The organism is Pseudolysobacter antarcticus (genome assembly GCF_004168365.1).
In the GTDB taxonomy this organism is placed as follows: domain Bacteria; phylum Pseudomonadota; class Gammaproteobacteria; order Xanthomonadales; family Rhodanobacteraceae; genus Pseudolysobacter; species Pseudolysobacter antarcticus.
On the sequence record NZ_CP035704.1, the window covers coordinates 258,659 to 276,234 of the forward strand.

Annotated in this window: 12 protein-coding genes; all 12 read right to left on the reverse strand. The window is 62.1% G+C overall.

Annotated features, from left to right (window positions below):
• Positions 1-77 precede the first annotated feature (77 nt).
• Complete coding sequence (locus ELE36_RS01145; RefSeq protein WP_129831353.1) at positions 78-3,188, reverse strand: efflux RND transporter permease subunit; 3,111 nt, start codon at positions 3,186-3,188, stop codon at positions 78-80.
• A 37-nt stretch (positions 3,189-3,225) separates the two neighbouring features.
• Entirely contained in the window at positions 3,226-4,323 is a 1,098-nt protein-coding gene (locus ELE36_RS01150) for an efflux RND transporter periplasmic adaptor subunit (protein ID WP_129831354.1), read from the reverse strand.
• A 4-nt stretch (positions 4,324-4,327) separates the two neighbouring features.
• Positions 4,328-5,644, reverse strand: coding sequence for a TolC family protein (locus tag ELE36_RS01155; RefSeq protein WP_129831355.1), 1,317 nt, complete (start codon positions 5,642-5,644; stop codon positions 4,328-4,330).
• Positions 5,645-5,728: 84 nt separating this feature from the next.
• Entirely contained in the window at positions 5,729-6,115 is a 387-nt protein-coding gene (locus ELE36_RS01160) for a hypothetical protein (RefSeq protein ID WP_129831356.1), read from the reverse strand.
• A 61-nt stretch (positions 6,116-6,176) separates the two neighbouring features.
• A complete protein-coding gene (locus tag ELE36_RS01165) occupies positions 6,177-7,511 on the reverse strand; it encodes a sensor histidine kinase (protein WP_129831357.1) in 1,335 nt (444 codons plus the stop codon).
• Between the two features lie 52 nt (positions 7,512-7,563).
• Complete coding sequence (locus ELE36_RS01170) at positions 7,564-8,943, reverse strand: sigma-54-dependent transcriptional regulator (RefSeq protein WP_129831358.1); 1,380 nt, start codon at positions 8,941-8,943, stop codon at positions 7,564-7,566.
• Complete coding sequence (locus ELE36_RS01175) at positions 8,940-9,359, reverse strand: type II toxin-antitoxin system VapC family toxin (RefSeq protein ID WP_165371420.1); 420 nt, start codon at positions 9,357-9,359, stop codon at positions 8,940-8,942. The genes ELE36_RS01170 and ELE36_RS01175 overlap by 4 nt, the downstream gene beginning before the upstream one ends.
• A complete protein-coding gene (locus ELE36_RS01180; protein WP_129831360.1) occupies positions 9,356-9,604 on the reverse strand; it encodes a type II toxin-antitoxin system Phd/YefM family antitoxin in 249 nt (82 codons plus the stop codon). Before ELE36_RS01180 ends, ELE36_RS01175 begins: the two co-directional genes overlap by 4 nt.
• Before the next feature lie 35 nt (positions 9,605-9,639).
• Complete coding sequence (locus tag ELE36_RS01185; RefSeq protein WP_129831361.1) at positions 9,640-10,311, reverse strand: ABC transporter ATP-binding protein; 672 nt, start codon at positions 10,309-10,311, stop codon at positions 9,640-9,642.
• 24 nt (positions 10,312-10,335) lie between these two features.
• Positions 10,336-12,762, reverse strand: a complete 2,427-nt coding sequence (locus tag ELE36_RS01190; protein ID WP_129831362.1) for an ABC transporter permease — start codon at positions 12,760-12,762, stop codon at positions 10,336-10,338.
• A gap of 31 nt (positions 12,763-12,793) precedes the next feature.
• Complete coding sequence (locus ELE36_RS01195; protein ID WP_129831363.1) at positions 12,794-15,181, reverse strand: ABC transporter permease; 2,388 nt, start codon at positions 15,179-15,181, stop codon at positions 12,794-12,796.
• Between the two features lie 10 nt (positions 15,182-15,191).
• On the reverse strand, positions 15,192-17,576 hold the full coding sequence (locus ELE36_RS01200) for an ABC transporter permease (RefSeq protein ID WP_129831364.1): 2,385 nt from the start codon (positions 17,574-17,576) through the stop codon (positions 15,192-15,194).

Below are 17,576 nucleotides of genomic sequence, written 5' to 3' on the forward strand. Positions count from 1 at the left end.
CAGGCACAGAATGGCGTGCGTTTCCTATTCGCGGACTTTATCCGCGCCACGGCGCGGACAAGACACTGCAACTGCAGTCATGGCGGAGTTATCGCGCGCCGTTCTGCGCGGAGTTCCAACCATTCGTACAGCACCGGCAACAACACCAGCGTGAGCAAGGTCGAGGTGAGCAATCCGCCGATCACCACGGCGGCGAGCGGACGCTGCGTTTCTGCGCCGACGCCGGAGGCGAGAAACATCGGCACGATGCCGAGTATCGCCACGCTCGCCGTCATCAACACCGGACGCAGGCGCAGCGCGGTGCCACGCACGACCGCTTCGCGAATCGACAATCCGCGACTACGCAACTCGTTGAGGAAACTCACGAGCACGATGCCGTTCAACATCGCCACGCCGAACACCGCGATAAATCCGATCGCCGACGGCACCGACAGATATTGCCGCGTGAGCGCCAGTGCAAAAATGCCACCGATTGTTGCGAACGGCACGTTGGCCAGGATCAGCACGGCGTGGCGCAGCGAATTGAACGCGGTGTAGAGCAATACGAAGATGAAAAAGATTGTCGCCGGTAAGATCAGCGCCAGCTTCGCCATCGCGCGTTGCTGGTTGGCAAACGCGCCGCCCCATTCGGTCCAGTAACCAGCGGGCAACTTCACCTGCTGTTCGATGGCGGCATTGGCCTCTTTCACGAAGCCGTCAATGTCACGACCTCGCACGTCCATCTGGATCACCGCGTAGCGCTGCAGCTGCTCACGGCGCACGAAAGAATAACCTTCGGTCACGCTAATCTCGGCAACTTGGCCGAGCGCCACGATCGCACCGCTCGAACTGCGCAGCGGAATCTGCCGAATCGATTCGACCGAGGCCTTTGATGCATCGTCCAGCCGTACCGAAATCGCAAAACGCTTGATGCCGTCCAGTAGGGTGCTGATCGGTTCGCCGCCGATACCGTTGCGCACGATGGTCAGCACGTCCTGCGCATTTAATCCGTAACGAGCGAGTGCCTCGCGATCCGCCGTTATCTTGATTTGCGGTTTGCCGAGATTCGCTTCCAGCGAAAGATCGGCCACGCCGGGAATTTTCGCCAGCACTGCTTTGAGCGCCTGGCTTTGCCGATCGAGTTCGCGCAGATCTTCGCCATACAGTTTCAACGCCAGCGTCGCGCGCACGCCGGAGATCAATTCCTCGACACGCATCTGGATCGGCTGGGTAAAACTCGGCACCGTATTCGGCACCACCTCAGCCAGCGTCTGCTGCATCGCACGTTCGAGCGCGCCGATATCGCGACCGGTTTTCCATGTCTGCGGCGGTTTGAGCGCGGTGTAGATTTCCATGTAGTTGACGTCGGCGGTTTCGCCTTTCTCGGCGCGCCCGATCATCGCCAGCGTGGTTTCGACCTCGGGAAATTTCTTGAACGCATCGGCAATGGTTTTTGATACTGCGATCGATTCATCGAGTGATGTCGACGGGATCGAAGTGACCCGCCACATGATCGAACCTTCCTGCAATTGCGGCATGAATTCCTTGCCGAGAAACGGGAATAGCACGAGGCTGAAAATCAGTGCGATACCAGCGATAGCGAGCGTCAAGCGCTTGTGTCCGAGCGCCCATCCCAGCAGCGGCAAATAACGGCGCTTCAACCACGCAACCAGTCGCGTATCTTTCTCTTCGCCGGGCCGCAAAATCAGCGATGCGAGCACAGGCACCAGCGTCAGCGACAACAGCAACGAACCCGCCATCGCCAGGCTGATCGTGATCGCCATCGGCTTGAACAGCTTGCCCTCCAGACCTTCAAGACTGAACAGCGGCAGGAATACGACGACGATGATGCCGATGGCAAATGCGATCGGATTGGCGACCTCGCGCGCAGCCGCGAGTACCGTGGCAGTTCGATCGACCGGTTCGCCGTGCGCGCGTCGTTCGGCCATCAGCCGGAATACGTTTTCGATCATCACCACGGCGCCGTCGACCATCATGCCGATGCCGATCGCCAGCCCGGCGAGCGACATCAGGTTGGCCGACAAGCCCATCTTGTCCATGCCGATGAACGCAATCAACATCGCCATCGGCAAGGTCACGATCACCACCAGTGCCGAACGCAATTCGCCGAGAAAAAGAAACAGGATCAGCGCGACCAACAACGCGCCTTCGATCAACGCGCGCACTGCTGTGCTCACGGCTTGGTCGACGAGATCGGTGCGGTCGTAAATCGGCTTGAGCACGATGCCAGGCGGCAATGCGCTGCGCACGGCTTCGAGTTTCGCCTTCACTCCTGCGACCACCGATTTTGCATTCTCGCCGATACGCGCGAGCGCCATGCCGAGCACGACCTCGTTGCCATCGCGTGTGACCGCGCCGAAGCGCGCGGCGGCGCCGGGCAGGATCTGCGCGACATCACGCATGTACACCGGATTGCCATCCTCACTCTTGAGCACGATCGCGCCGATGTCCTCGGCGTTTTTCACGAGGCCCAGGCCGCGCACCAGATATTGCTCGCGGCCGACGGTGATCGAATTGCCGCCGACTTGGCCGTTGTTATCCTGAAGTGCTTCCATCACCCGCTTGAAATCGAGCTGGTGCTTGATCAGTTTGAGCGGATCGATCTGCACCTGAAATTGGCGCTCGCCGCCGCCCCATGAAGTGACATCGTCGACCCCCGGCGCGGTGCGCAACATCAGCCGCACCGTCCAATCCTGCGCGGTGCGCAAATCCATGTCGCTGATCGTGTCGGCGAGCTTGCTGTCGGCACGCTCCACCGTGTACCAGAACACTTGGCCGAGTCCGGAAGTATTCGGCCCCATGCCCGGCTTGCCATAGCCGGACGGCAGGCGATCACCGACTTCTTGCAGCCGCTCGTTGACGAGCTGGCGCGCGAAATAGACGTCCATATCGTCGGCGAAATATACCGAGATATACGACAATCCAAACAAACTCACCGAGCGGATTTCCTGCACCTTTGGCAAGCCGGCCATCGTCGACTCGACCGGGAACGTCAGCAGTTGTTCGACATCCTCGGCGGCGAGGCCAGGCGATTCGGTGTAGATATTCACCTGCACCGGCGTCACGTCGGGGAAGGCGTCAATCGGCACGTGGCGCACCGCGCGATAACCGAACAACGCGATCACGACAAATACGATCAGCACCAGAATTTTGTAGCGCAACGACAATTCGACCAGACGATTCAGCATCGCAATGCTCCATCGCAGGAAAAGGTGGGATCAGTCATCACTCTTCTCCCAGCTGCGATTTCAACAATCGCGCTTTCAATACGTATGCACCCTTGCTGACTATGCGCGTACCGATATCGAGACCTTGTCTCACGACAGTAAATTCGCCGCGGACTTCGCCCGCGAGGATCGGCAAAACTTCGAAGTGCCCGCCGGTTTTTTCCGCGAATACCACCGCCTGTCCCTGCAATTGCACGATCGCATCGGTCGGCACGACCAACGTTTGCGCGCTGGCCGTGGTGGCGATAAACGTCTCGACAAATTCGCCCGTGTGCAGTCGATCGCCATCGTTGCCGACTTCGATGCGTACCGGCGTAGTGCGCGATGCCTCGCGCGTGTGATGCATCAACTGCACCACCTTGCCGACATGCGACTGGCCGTGTCCGACAATGCGCACGGTCGCGCCTGGCGTTACTCTTTCGGCCACATCGGGCGCGAGCTGCGCTTCCACCCACACCGTGTTTTCATCGGTCACGGTAAATAGAATCTTGCCGGGTTCGACGCGCTCGCCGACGATAAATTCATCGCTGGCAATGCGGCCGGCTTGTATCGCTACCAAGGTGAATTCGCCAGTCGCACTCGCTGATCCACGCTGCAACAACAAGGCGATTTCGCCATCGCCGACACCATAAGCGCGCAGCTTCGCGCGTGCCTGGTCGCGACCGATTTGCGCCTCGCCATAACGCTTGCCGGATATCGCATCGGCGCCGAGCGCCTGCATACGCTGCCATTCGCGTTCGCTCACGATCAGCGCGCTCTGCGCCTCCGCCACATCCACACTCGATAGCGTGACCAGCGCCTGTCCGACTTTCACCGTTTCGCCAAGCCGGGCATGCCGGCCCACGATTTGCGCGGGGATGCGCGGCGAAACCAGCGTCGTCGCGTAAGCGTTGGCCTTGACCTCGCCCGGCGCGCGCAGCTCGTCTGTCATGGCGCGCTTTTCAGCGATCGCAGTGGCGATGCCAAGCTGTTGTTGCGTGGCAGCGCTGATTGTCAGCGGGCTGGCCGCGGCGCTTTCACTGGTTTTGGAATCTTGCGCGAAAACGTTTGTGCTCAAGAGAAAGAGCAGCAGATTGCCTATCCATTTTGTGTTCATGGGTTCATTCCTGAGGGCTTGGAAAATTGTTGTTGCCATGCAGCCAAATGTTGAGTCCGCCGCTCGCGGCTAGCCAGTCCGCCCATGCCTGCCAAGCGCGTGCGCGCAGGCCGGTTGCGCCGAGTTCGGTGTCGATGCTCTGCGTGAGTTGCACGAGATAATCCGAGGTGCCGAGTTCGCCCGCCTGCCACAAGCGCTGCAGCAAAATCGCGCGTTCGGCGATGCGCGGCGCATGACTGCTTTCCCATCCGGCCCACGCCTCATGCAACGCGTTGTAGGTATCGGCCGCCTCACTCGCCTGCGCTTTCGCGCGCAGAAGCTGATCGCGCAGGCTGGCATCGGCTTGATCGACATCGGCATACGCGGCGGTCACTTCGGCGCGATAGTTGTTGCGCACGAACAGCGGAATGCGCAACGACACACCGATCAGGTTGTCGCGTAGCGGGCCGCTATCGACGCGACCAGCGCTGATGCTGATCACCGGATCGGCGTGACGTTCGCGCTCGGCGACGGTGATGCGTGCTTGCGCGATTTCGCTATTCGCACGTGCCAGGCGGATCGTCGGCAAACCCTCGATCGACGCTGTGGCGATGGCTGTCGGCAGCGGCGGTGGCAAAACGCGCGGCAGCTCGGGCAGCGCATTGGCATCAGCGCCGACGGCGGCGATTGTTCGTCGCGCCTGCGCCTGATTCGCCAACAATTCGGCGAGCTGCGTGCGCGCTTCAAGCAACGCGAGTTGTGCCAGATCGCGTTCCAGCGAAGGGATATCGCCGGCCGCAAAACGTCGCTGCGCGAGATCAGCAAACTGCTGCAGCAAACGGATGCGTTCGTTGCCGAGTGCGACCTGCGCAGCAGCGACCTGATACGCGCTAAATCCGCTCAGCCACTGCAAACCGATTTGCTGAAGCACTTGATCGCGTTCGGCTTCGGCGGCACGCAACTCGGCGTCGCCGACATCAGCACGCGCGCGACGTTTGCCCGACCAGTCGATCGCCTGGCTGATCCCGACACTGCGCGTATTGACATCGGCACGTTGCGCCAAGACTTCGATCTCGGGGTTGTACAGCGGCTGTTGCGCCGCATCAGCACGCGCGTATTGCGCCGCCACTTTTGCCTGCGCCGCCTGCACGGCGGGGTTGCGTGCCCATACCTCGCGCAGTGCGTGCGACAGCGCGGGCGGCGCTTCGATCAATGCCGTTGCTGAGTCCGACGAAGTCACGGCCGAAGAGTTCGACTGCGCCAGAACGGCAGCCGTAAAACAGGCGCTCGCAAATACGAATGCCCAGCACGCACGACGACGTGCGCGAACAGGTGATGACATGGAAAACTCCTGAAATTCGATAGCCGGATACACGCGTGAAACGCGTCATCCACCAGCGCTCACGAAGAGCGCAGCAAAACGAATTCAGGCGATAGGAGGGCGCAGATGATCGTCGTGCACGGCGACGATGGGCGCGGCGGGCGAGAAATCGAACCTTGTCGAAACTGGCGGCTTGATCTCGATATGCCATGCAGACGAGGTCAGGCTGACACTATGCACACACGCGCAATGACAGCCACCGCTGCCGGCATGCCAGCAATTTTCAGCTTCGTCAGCGGATGGATTTTGTGCGGCAACTATCAACGTTACGGCTTGCTCGGCGGTGGCCGTCGCGAGGGTCGATGATGGCGGCGCTGCATCCGTCAGACATACCGTGGCGAACGCGGTCTGCGCCAGTACCAGCAAGGCAAACAACCACGCCGACATCGCCACGTGGCGACGCAGTCGGGTCATCAGGGAGCGGGCTGGCACGGATCTCATCGGCCGAACTTTAGACGTTGCGGGCGGCGTTACACAATTGCATCAAGCGAGCTCAGAGCGCCGGTGCGGGCAAATGCAGACGTGCGATGCAGCCGCGCGCATCGTGCCGATTTTCCAGCGTGAGTGTGCCGCCATGCGCTTCGATGATTTGCCGTGCGAGCACCAAGCCGATGCCGGAGCCATCAGGCTTGGTCGTGAAAAACGGTACGAACAAGTTTTCACTCGGCGGTAGGCCAGGGCCGTCGTCGATCACTTCGATATGCAATTCCGCATCGTTCCGGCGCCAGCGCAGACTCACGCGCGCGCCGCCATCGAGTGCGGCATCGGCAGCGTTCTTAATCAGGTTGATCAACGCCTGTTCTATCTGGTCGGGATCGACGTCGAGTTGCAATGCCGGGCCGGCATCGATGCTCACCACAACGCGTTGTTCGAGCAACGCGGCACGATGCGCCAGCGCACCGAATTCGATCGCGCGCGGACTCGGTGGCGGCAAGCGCGCGAGTTGCGTGTAGCGCGCCATGAAACGCGCGAGTGCTTCGGCACGCGCGCCGATCACGCGCAAGCCGCCTTGCACATCTTCGCGCCAGTCATCGGGCAGCGGCTCGCGATCGGTGAGTTTCGACAAGGTACCGGCCATCGAGCGGATCGGCGCGAGCGAGTTGTTGAGCTCGTGGCCGAGCACGCGCAGCAAACGTTGCCAAGCGAGGCGTTCTTCCTCGCGCAGCGCGCGACTTAGATCGCTGATCACGAGCAGATCGTGCGAACGACTGTTCTCGCGAAAACGCGCATGCCGCACTTCCCAGCGTCCGCTGCCACTGGCGAAGCTGCGTTCGAGCACGCGCACGTCGGTGATCGCTAGGCAATCCTGCAGCCCGAGCGATAGCGCGGTCTGCGCGGCCAGCTCATTGGCGTTCGCGGCGAGCAGGCGTTCCGCCGCCGGGTTGGCCAGCTTGATGTGGCCATCGGCATCGAACGCCAGCACCGCGATATCGAGTGTGGCGATCACCTTCGCCAGCAGCGCGCTTTTTTCTTCGACGGCGAGGCGTTGTTCGCGCAAGGTCTGTGCGAGCGCGTTGATTTCGAGCACCACTTCGCCGATCGCATCACCGCGGCGCGCGCGTGATCCGCGCAGGCTGTAGTCGCCTTCACGCAAGGCTTCGAGCAGGTTCGACAAGGTGTACAGCGGATACACCGCGTTGCGTCGCACGACGATGCTGAGGCCGATCGTCAAAACGGCTACGCCACCCCAGATCGCGACAGTGCGGGTGACATCATTTGTGGCCAACCACAGTGCCGCCGCGAGCGCGATCAGCGCGGGCAAGGTGGCGAACAGCGCACCGAGCAGGATGCGCGATTCGTAATTCCAGCGCCAGGATCTGTTGCTCATGCGCAGGCATCAGCGAGGGAAATACGAGGCGTCGGGCGTGGCAGATTCAGCACTATTCGATCCCGTATTTTTCCATGCGCCGATACAGCGCCGGACGGCTCAAGCCGAGCAAGGTCGCGGCGCGCTGGATATTACCGGCGGTGCGCTGCAGCGCCTCGCGCACGAGTTGCTCTTCCGCACCATCGACGCGCAACGATGCACTCGATGCGATGCTGTCCGCGCCCGCCAATGCGTGGCCGGCAGCGGGTTGCAGATTCAGCGCGGCATCATCGATCACAGCGCCGTCCTGCATCAACACGGCGCGCTCGATCACATGCGACAGTTCACGCACATTGCCCGGCCACGCATAAGCCGCCAACGCGCGCAACGCCGACGGTGCAAGACGCACGTCATCGCGCTGATAGCGTTTTGCATACTGTCGGCAGAACGCTGCGGCGAGCAGCGCGATATCCGCCTCGCGCTCGCGCAGCGGAGGCAAGCGCAGCTCGACCGTGTTGAGACGAAACAGCAGATCCTTGCGGAACGCGCCACGCGCAACATCGGTGGCGAGATCGGCATTCGTCGCCGAAATCAGACGCACGTCCACTTTCAACGTGCGCGATGAGCCAACTCTTTCGAGCTCGCCATCCTCGAGCACACGCAGCAGCTTCGGTTGCTGCGCGAGCGGGATATTGGCGATCTCGTCGAGGAACAAGGTGCCACCGTCGGCGAGCTCGAAACGACCGACACGATCGGTCTTCGCATCGGTGAACGCGCCGCGCACATGGCCGAACATTTCGGCCTCGAACACGCTGTCGGGAATGCCGCCCATGTTGACCTTGACCAGCATCTGCTGTGCACGTTTCGAACCCGCGTGCAGGCGCTGCGCGATCACGCCCTTGCCGGTGCCGTTCTCGCCGAGAATCAACACATTTGCATCGGTCGGCGCAACACGATCGAGCTGGCTCAGCACATTGCGCATCGCCGCCGATTCGGCGATGAAATCCTCCGACGAATCGGCGCGCAAGATTTCATTTTCGCGTTTCAGCTTGGCGGTTTCGCCGCGCGAAACGGCGAGTGCGAGCTGATTGCGCAGCACGCTCATGAGGCGCTGGTTGTCCCATGGTTTTTCGATGAAATCGCCGGCGCCAAAACGCATTGCTTCGACCGCGACATTGATCGTGCCCCATGCCGTCATCACCACCACCGGCAAATCCGCGTCGAGTTTTTTCAGCTCGCGCAACAGTTCCAGACCTTCGCCGCCCGAGGTGGTATCGCGGGTGTAGTTGAGGTCGATCAGCGCCGCATCAAAACGCTGTTTGCGGATCGCTTCGAGCGCCGCCGGCGGACCATCGACGCACGCCGCATCGATGCCTTCGGCCTTGAACAACAGCCGCAACGCCTCGCGTACATCGCGCTGGTCGTCGGCGATGAGGATGCGCGGGCGGGTCATGACCATGGGTTGATGATGCCGACCTCGAAGTTTTTGAAGTCACGCACATTACGCGTAACGACGCTGAATCCGTGAACTTTTGCAGTAGCCGCAATCAACGAATCAAACAAGGAGGCGGGTTTGCCCTTGCGTAGCAAGGAGCCACGCAATTCTCCCCATACCAAGGCGATTTCGGTGTCAACGGACAACACGCGATGTTCAAAGCGCGGCAGCAGTTGCAACTCCAGCCATTCCATCAGGCGCGCGGATTTTTTGGTGTTGGCTATATGTGCGGCGCCCTGTCGAATTTCACCGAGACTGAGCGCGCTGACGTATAACCGGGTTTCGGCAATACTGTCGATCCACGCAAGAACCTTGGGGTCGGGGACCAGTTGCGTGTATTCGGAAAGCACGCAGGTGTCGAGCAAATAACTCACAGGCCGACGTCCCGGTATTCGGTGTCGCGCGGATTACGCTGTTCGAGTTCCAATCCCTTCAATGGCGAATTACTGAGGAACTCGGACAAGCTCTGCGAGCTGCCGGACATTTTTTTGTACGTCCCCATGGAAATGACTACAGCCGTTTCCTTGCCACGTACGGTAATCACCTGCGGGCCTTTTTTTTCCGCAGCCTTCACCACTTCGCTCAATCGATTTTTCGCTTCCTGAAGTTGCCAATTCATATTGCTCTCCTGTCTAGCCAGTCTGGCCAGATGCATCATACACCGGCTTTCTCGATCCAGCCGTCGAACAGGCGCAAGGTACGTTGTGCTTCCTTCGCATATTCCTCGTTGTGGGTCACTTGCACGATGGTCATGCCATCGCGATTGAGATCGTGCAGCAGGTCCATGATCATGCGGCCCTGGCTCGAATGCAATGCGCCGGTCGGCTCGTCCGCCAGCAGCAAAACCGGACGCGTGATCACCGCGCGCGCCACCGCAACCAACTGCTGCTGACCGCCCGAAAGCTGATTCGGATACAGATCTTTCTTGCCGACGATCTGGAAACGATCAAGCATGTCGGCCACTTGTGCGGCGCGTTCCTTGGCCGGGATGTCGCGGTATTGCAGCGGCAGGTCGAGGTTTTCCCAGACCTTCAAATCATCGATCAGATGATAATTCTGGAAGATGAAACCGATCTTGTCGCGCTGCAGCGCCTGGCGTTGTTTCGGAATCAATTTTTCGACCACGACATCATCCAGCATATAGCCGCCTTGCCAGTCGTGATCCATCAGCCCGAGCACATTCAACAGCGAGCTTTTGCCCGCGCCCGACGGCCCCATCACGCTGATGAATTCTCCCGCCGCGATATCCAGATTGATGTTGCGCAGCACCCAGCTGCGGGCGCCCGCGAGCGGGTAGGATTTTTCGAGATTGCTGAGATGGATCATGCCTGTGTCCTCGGATAAGTGGAGTCATTCATTGCGCAGCGCGACGATCGGGTCGGTACACGCGGCGCGGTGTGCCGGCCACCAGCACGCGGCGAGTCCGATGCTGCCGAGCAACAGCACGATCACGATCAGCGTCGGCGGATCGAACGGGCCGATTCGGTACAGTCGCGAAGACAGCGTAACCACCAGCGTCCAGGCCAGCGGCGCGCCGAGCAACAACCCGCCGCCGATCCAGCGCAGACCCTGGCCGATCACCGCACGCTGCAGTTGCGCTGCGCTGGCGCCGAGCGCCATGCGTACGCCGAATTCGGTCGAGCGCTGGCGCACGGTGTAGGCGAGCACCGCATACAGGCCGACGCTGGCGAGACCGAGCGCGATCAGGCCGAGCAATTGCAAAAGCGTGTTCAGGCGTTCGCGATCACGCAGGGTGTCGGCGATGCGCGAGCGCATGCTGATGATCTCGCCGCCGGGCGCGAGCGGTGCGAGCTCCTTGAGCAAATGTTCGAGCGGTTGCACCAGCGTTTCGGGCGCGATCTGCGTGCGCAGCAGCAGCGTCGGTTCCGGCGGTGCAACGTCGGGCTGATAGATGAAAACGCGGTCGGCGGTTTCGTCGAGCGCTTTCTGTTTTACCGTCGCCGCAATACCGACAATGGTCAGTTCGCGCATCGCACTATCGTTGTTGCTGCCATCGTCGATACCCACGCGCAGGCGTTGGCCGATCGGATCGCGGCCGCCGAGATAACGATCAACAAAAGTCTGATCGACAATCGCGACCGGAGACTTCGCGCGTGCCTCGTCCGCCGTGAACGCGCGACCGCGCAAAATCGGCGCACCGAGTGCGGCGAAATACTCGGCATCGACCAAGACGCGATAGGCAGCAGGTTGCGGCTGGATATCTTCATGATCCGGCGGCGTGAAACTATTTACACTGGCATCCCCACTGAACGGCGCCATATTGCCGACGCCGACATGGGTTACGCCGGGCAGGGTACGCGCGCCTTCAATCAAGCTGTGCAGCAACGCTTTTTGCGCATCGCCAGTGCTGGACATCAATGCGTCAGGATGCGCAAATACCAGATGATCGCGATCAAAACCGACATTCTCCGCAAGCAGTAGCTGCGAGCTCCGTAGCAGCAGACCGGTGGTAGTCAACAGCGCGGCGGTCATCGCGATCTGCGCCATGATCAAGGTCGCCCGCGCGCGTTGCGCGCCGCGGCTGGCGGTGTGGCGCAGGCCGCCTTGCTTTAGGGCTTCGTGCAGGTCGGTGCGTTTGAACCACAGGTCGCACGCGGCCATCGCAGTGGCAATCAGCGTTGCCAGCGCGGCGACAAACAACAGCGTCGCTAGGTCGATGCCGATCGCCTGCGGCGCATCGTTTGGCAGCAGATCGAAATGCCGCAATAAAATCAGACTACCCGGCAACAGCGCGAAGCCCAGCATCGCAGCGCTTGCGCACAGCAGCAGCGCTTCGGCAAACGTCTGCCGCAGGCGTTGCCAAGGCCCTGCGCCGAGCGCATCGAGAACCGCTGCTTCGTGTTGACGCCCGAACAGCCGCGTGATGAAAAGATTGCACACGTTCGCGGCCGTCACCAGCAGCACCATAATCACCGCCAGCAGCATCAATTCCAGTGCCGACCGGCGATCGCCGAGCCAGATCGTGCGCAGTGGCAGCACGCGAACCTGCAGGCCGGAAGTGGCGAATGCCTCTTTGAGCTCGTCCATGCCATTGGCCAGCGTTGTGATTTCGCTCGTTGCCGCGGCCAAGGTCTGCTCTGGCGCGAGGCGAGCGATTGCCTTCAAACCGTTGAACGTGGTGCTGCGTTGCGCTGCGCGTTCCTGTTCGGAAAATGCCAACGGCAGCCACACCTCCGTTTTGCGCGACGGGAAGTGGAAATCGCCGGGCAGCACGCCGACGATGCGGAAATCCGTGCCTTCCAATCTGATCCGCGCACCGATGGCCGCGGTTGTATTGGCGTAGTGCGCGCGCGCGTAATCGGCGCTGACCAGCAAGCTGGCGGCCGCGCCAATGGCGCTGTCTTCGTCGCCGAGCAAACGTCCCGCGGCGGCTTGCGCGCCGAGCAATGCAAAAGCGCTCGGCTGCAATCGCGATGCGTGCAAAGAGACGATCGGCCGGCCGGTATCATCCTGCAGCGCCAGGCTTTCTTCGCGATAGCCGCTGACTCCCTGCAGTGTTTTTGTGTGCTGCGCGAGTTCGAGCAAATACGGCGCCGAGACGCCGGTATTGAACGACAAGCCCATCAGTCGTGTATCCAGTTCCACGAGGCGTTCGCTCTGCGCAAACGGCAGTGGTTTGTACAGCAGGCCGTAAATCACACTGAACACGCCCGCATTGGCCGCGAACGCCAGACCGAGCAGCAGAATCACCGTGATGCTGAAGCCCGGGCTGCGCGAAAGGCGGCGCAGGGCAAAACGGAAATCGGCAGTTTTCATTTCGATGGCCGTAGTGAGGAAAGGGAAAGATTCATTCGCGACGCAACGCCACCAGCGGAACGACTGCTGCGGCTTGTCGCGCCGGCAGCCAGCACGCGAATGCGGCGACGCTGGCGACGATCAGCGCGGTCAGGCCCCACGTTTGCGCATCGGAGTAGGCGATGCCGTACAAGCGATCTGACAGCAAATACGCGAACGGGATGCCGCACAAAACACCGAGCGTCGCGCCCGCGACGATCAGCGCGCCGCCCTGGCGCATCACCAGGCCGATGATGCGCGCGGCGTTCGCGCCGAGCGCCATGCGCACACCGAATTCCGCGCTGCGTCGGCGCACCGAAAAACCGAGCACGGCAGCCAGGCCGAGACCCGCCAGCACCAGCGTCGCGATGGCAAATGCGCCGAGTGCTTCGAGCAAAGCGTGTCGATCGCTGAGTGTCTTCACGATCATTTCCGCGAGCGGGCGATTTGCCACAATGCCGGCATCGGGCAGGCGCGACAGAATGCGTTGTCGCACCGATTCCGCCAGCGCGGCAGGATCGCCATGCGTGCGCGTTACGAGAAACAGCGTCGACGTCGGCGCGGTGGCGTAGCCGTAATACAACGGCAGATCGGTGCGTTCGTCGAGCGCATCCTGTTTGACCGTACGCGCGACGCCGATGATCCGCGCGCTGCGATGCATGCCGGCGTCGGCGTTGAGTTCGATCGTCGCGCCGATCGGATCGATACCCTGCAGATAACGCTGTCGATAGCGTTCATCGACGATCACCGGGCTGGCCTTGCCGGCGTCGCCGCGTTCGAATTCGCGCCCAGCCGTGATGGCGATGCCGAGCGTTGAAAAATATCCCGGGCCGACGTCCACTCCGCGCAGGCTCTGCATCTCATCCTGTCCCGGCACACCCACCTTCACAAAACTTTTGATATTGCTGAACGGCGGCGAATTCGCGATCGCGACCTGATCCACGCCGGGCAAGCTGGCAATTTCATCGCGCAGCGCGGCGACCTGCGTTTCCCAGCGCGCAGGATCGCTAGTCGGATCGGGCGCGCCCGCGCGCGTGCCGCTCGGATCGATCGCCGTGATCAGCACGCCGCGTTCGTCGAAGCCGCGGTCCACCGACATCAGGTTTGCCGCGCTGCGCAACAGCAGACCCGCACCACCGAGCAGCGCGGTGGTCAGCATCACCTGACACACCAGCATCAGCGGGCGCACATGTCCGAGGCCGCTTATACCGGAACGGCTCGCCAGTTGCGGCGAGCGTTGCGCCAGCAGCGCCGCGATCAGCGTGCCGCCCAAAGCCAGCAGCGTCACCAACAGTGCGGTGAACAGGGTGACTGGACCGAAGCCGAAACCCTGCGGCAGATTGTCGGGCAGCAGATTGTGCGCCGCGACCAGGCGCAAGCCGAACGGCACCAGCGCCATGCCGATGACCAGGCCGAGCAGCACCGGCGGTGCCAGGTCGGCGGCGATGCTGCGTGCAATATCGCTTTCGCGCGCACCCATCGCGCGCCGAATGCCGAGCTCACGCGCACGCCCGAGCAGGCGGTCGAGAGTGAGATTGATCAGCGTCGCGCTGACTACCGCGAGCAGGATCAACGCGGCGAGCTGCAGCAATACCAGCGCTTGCCAGTGGCCCGCGGCATACCGTTCGCGCCACGCGCGCGCATCGAATTTCAGACGCGTATTCTTGATCAGGCCGGCTACGCCGACATCGTTGCCGAGCAAGGTGGTCGCGGCAATTTCGGCCTGTGCCGCGTCGCTGTCCGGCGCGAGTCGCGCAATGATATCGAGGTCGCCGACCGCGCCGTTGTCGGACTGTTCCTGTTCCATCGCCGAAAGCACATACGGCCGCCATGCGTCGACTGCGGCATCTGGAAAAACAAATCCGCGCGGCATCACGCCGATCACGCTGAAGCTCTCGTCGCCGAAGCGAACGTGCTGGCCGATGATATTTTGATCGGCGGCGAAACGCGTGCGCCACAGCGCATCGGAAATCAGCAGCACGTTATCCGTACCGGCCTGCGCATCGGCGCCGGAAAATCCACGCCCGAGTTGCGGCGCGATGCCGAGCACACGATCGAAATCCCAGCTCGTACGCGCAAGATGCCAGCCGCGCCCGGCATCATCGCTGCGCGATTTGGATTCAACGCTGAATCCGGCCACGCCGCTGAAATGCGCATGATCTTCGGCGAGGATGCGCCGCAGCCGCTCGCTCAAGCCGATTTTCAGATCGAACTTCTGCAGGTTCGCGGCCAGCTCGATCAGCCGCTCGCCATCCTGATACGGCAGCGCTTTCCAGCGCAGCGCGTGGATCGCGCCGAACGCGGTGGCGTTGATCGCCACCACGACCGCAATCAGCAGCATGATCGAGAGCGCGAAAAATGGCGTACGCATTTGTCGACGAAAAACCGCAGCGAAACTCATCGGAAAATTCTCATTCGTGACGCAAGGCAATGGTGGGATCGACCGCCGCCGCGCGCCATGCTGGCAGCCAGCACGCGAATGCGGCGACGGCGCTGACGATCAGTGCGGTGGCGGTCCACGTTTGCGGATCACTGAACGCGATGCCGAACAGGCGATCCGACAACAGCCGCGCGAGCGGTATGCCGAGCGCGACTCCGAGCGCCGTGCCGAGTGCGATCAGTGCGCCGCCTTGGCGCATCACGAGGCCGATGATGCGCGATGCCTTGGCGCCGAGCGCCATGCGCACGCCGAATTCCGGCAGGCGTCGGCGCACCGCAAATCCGAGTACGGCGGTCAGCCCGAGCGCGGCCAAGATGAGCGTGGCGATGGCAAATCCGCCGAGCGCTTCGAGCAACGCGCGACGACCACTGAGGGTTTTTCCGACCAGTTCGCTCATCGGTTTGTTGACCCCGATATCGACGTCCGGCATGTGCGTGTGGATTTGCTGGCGCAGGGTTTCGGCGAACGCCGCCGGATCGAGACTTGTGCGAGTGACCAGCCAGAAAATCGGCAGCGGTGCCGCGTTGAAGTGATACAAGGTCGGCAGGTTGGCGGCCTCGCCGAGCGATTCGTGCTTGACCGTGTGTACAACGCCGATGATGCGCGCGCGGCGATAATTGTCGGCGTCGATGGGGATCTCGACATACGCACTCAGCGTGTCGCCATCGCGTAAAAAGCGATCGCGATACAGCTCGTCGACGATCACCGGACTGGCCTCGCCGAAATCCGTCGGTTCGAAATCGCGGCCTGCGCCGAGGCCAATGCCGAGCGCGGAAAAATAACCGGGGCCGACGCCGCGATCGCGCACTTCACGATTATCGGTTTCTCCGGGCAGGCGGATCGACGATACCGATTCCCAGCCGCTGAACGGCGGCATCGTGCTGACCGCCGCGTAGTCGACGCCGGGCAGGTTGGCGATATCGGCGCGCAAGCTTTCGACCATCGGCCGGAAGCGCGCCGCGTCGGTGTTTGCGTTGTAGTGTTTGCCGCGCATGCTCACCCCGACCGGATCGATCGCGGTCAATACCACGCCGCGCGTATCGAAGCCCGCATCGATCGAGACCAAGTTCACCGCGCTGCGCAGCAACAGGCCGCTGCTGCCGAGCAGGGCGGTCGTCAACATCACTTGCGCCACCAGCATGGCCGGACGCACGCGGCCGAGACCGGTGATGCCAGCGCGGCTCGACAACGACGATGATCGTCGCGCGGCGAATATCGCCAGCGACGCGCTGCTGAGCACGGCCAGCGTGACCGCTAGCCCCGCGCCCATCATCGCCACGCCGAATCCGCTGCCTTGCGCGAGATCATCGGGCAATAATCCGCGTTGCTGGATCAGCCCCAATAGCAGCGGTGCGAGGACCAGCCCGAGGCCGAGGCCGATCGCGACCGGCGCGCCGAGGTCGAGCATCACGCCGCGCAGGATCGCCGCTTCACTCGCGCCGATCGCGCGCCGGATTTCGAGCTCGCGCGAGCGTGCCAGCAGGCGATCGAGTTGCAGGTTGACGAGGTTCGCGGCGACCACTGCGAGCAGCACCAGCGCGGCGAGTTGCAGCAACGCCAGCGACTGCCAATGCGCGGCGGTAAAACGCTCGCGCCACAGCCGTGCGTGCGCGCTCAAGCCGGGCCCGCCGCGCAAACCTTGCATGCTCGGCTCGTGTTCGAGAATCGCCGCGAGTGCCGCGTGCGCCTGATCCACGCTGGTGCCCGGCGCGAGGCGCGCGACCACGTCGATATCGCCGACATTGCCTTTTTCCGATTGCGCGCGCTCGGCATCGGTCATCACGTACGGTCGCCACGCGTCGGTAGTTGCATCGGGGAATGCGAAGCCGCGCGGCATCACGCCGATCACGCTATAGCTGCGATCGTGCAGACGTACTTGTTGACCGATCACATTTGGATCGGCGTTGAAACGCGCGCGCCAGATGGCATCGCTGAGCACCAGCACGGCATCGTCGCCGGGCTTCGCATCGGTAGGCGCGAAGCTGCGCCCGAGTGCCGCGGATACGCCGAGCACCTGCGAAAATTCCTGGCTGACGCGCAACATTTGCCAGCTGCGGCCATCTTCTTCGCCGCGTGTTTTGACGAAGCCGAGCGCGCCGGAAAAATGCGCCTTGTCGACGACGATATCCTCGCGCAATTTTTCAGTCAGACCGAGGGTGAAGCCGAATTTCGGCAACTCGGCCTGCAGATCAACGAGGTTGTCGGCGTCGGCATATGGCAAGGCTTTCCAGCGCAACGCGTGGATCGCACCGAACGCGGCGGCATTGATCGCCACCACAAATGCGATCAGCACTATCACGGTCACGGTGAAAAATGGTGTGCGCATTTGTCGGCGCAACAGCGAAGCGAAGTTCAT

Excerpts from the sequence above, each read along its gene's own strand:
- ELE36_RS01185 (WP_129831361.1), bottom strand. The coding sequence starts at position 10,311 with ATGATCCATCTCAGCAATCTCGAAAAATCCTACCCGCTCGCGGGCGCC.
- ELE36_RS01145 (WP_129831353.1), bottom strand. The coding sequence starts at position 3,188 with ATGCTGAATCGTCTGGTCGAATTGTCGTTGCGCTACAAAATTCTGGTG.
- ELE36_RS01155 (WP_129831355.1), bottom strand. The coding sequence starts at position 5,644 with ATGTCATCACCTGTTCGCGCACGTCGTCGTGCGTGCTGGGCATTCGTA.
- ELE36_RS01165 (WP_129831357.1), bottom strand. The coding sequence starts at position 7,511 with ATGAGCAACAGATCCTGGCGCTGGAATTACGAATCGCGCATCCTGCTC.
- ELE36_RS01150 (WP_129831354.1), bottom strand. The coding sequence starts at position 4,323 with ATGAACACAAAATGGATAGGCAATCTGCTGCTCTTTCTCTTGAGCACA.
- ELE36_RS01190 (WP_129831362.1), bottom strand. The coding sequence starts at position 12,762 with ATGAAAACTGCCGATTTCCGTTTTGCCCTGCGCCGCCTTTCGCGCAGC.
- ELE36_RS01170 (WP_129831358.1), bottom strand. The coding sequence starts at position 8,943 with ATGACCCGCCCGCGCATCCTCATCGCCGACGACCAGCGCGATGTACGC.
- ELE36_RS01195 (WP_129831363.1), bottom strand. The coding sequence starts at position 15,181 with ATGAGTTTCGCTGCGGTTTTTCGTCGACAAATGCGTACGCCATTTTTC.
- ELE36_RS01200 (WP_129831364.1), bottom strand. The coding sequence starts at position 17,576 with ATGAACTTCGCTTCGCTGTTGCGCCGACAAATGCGCACACCATTTTTC.
- ELE36_RS01180 (WP_129831360.1), bottom strand. The coding sequence starts at position 9,604 with ATGAATTGGCAACTTCAGGAAGCGAAAAATCGATTGAGCGAAGTGGTG.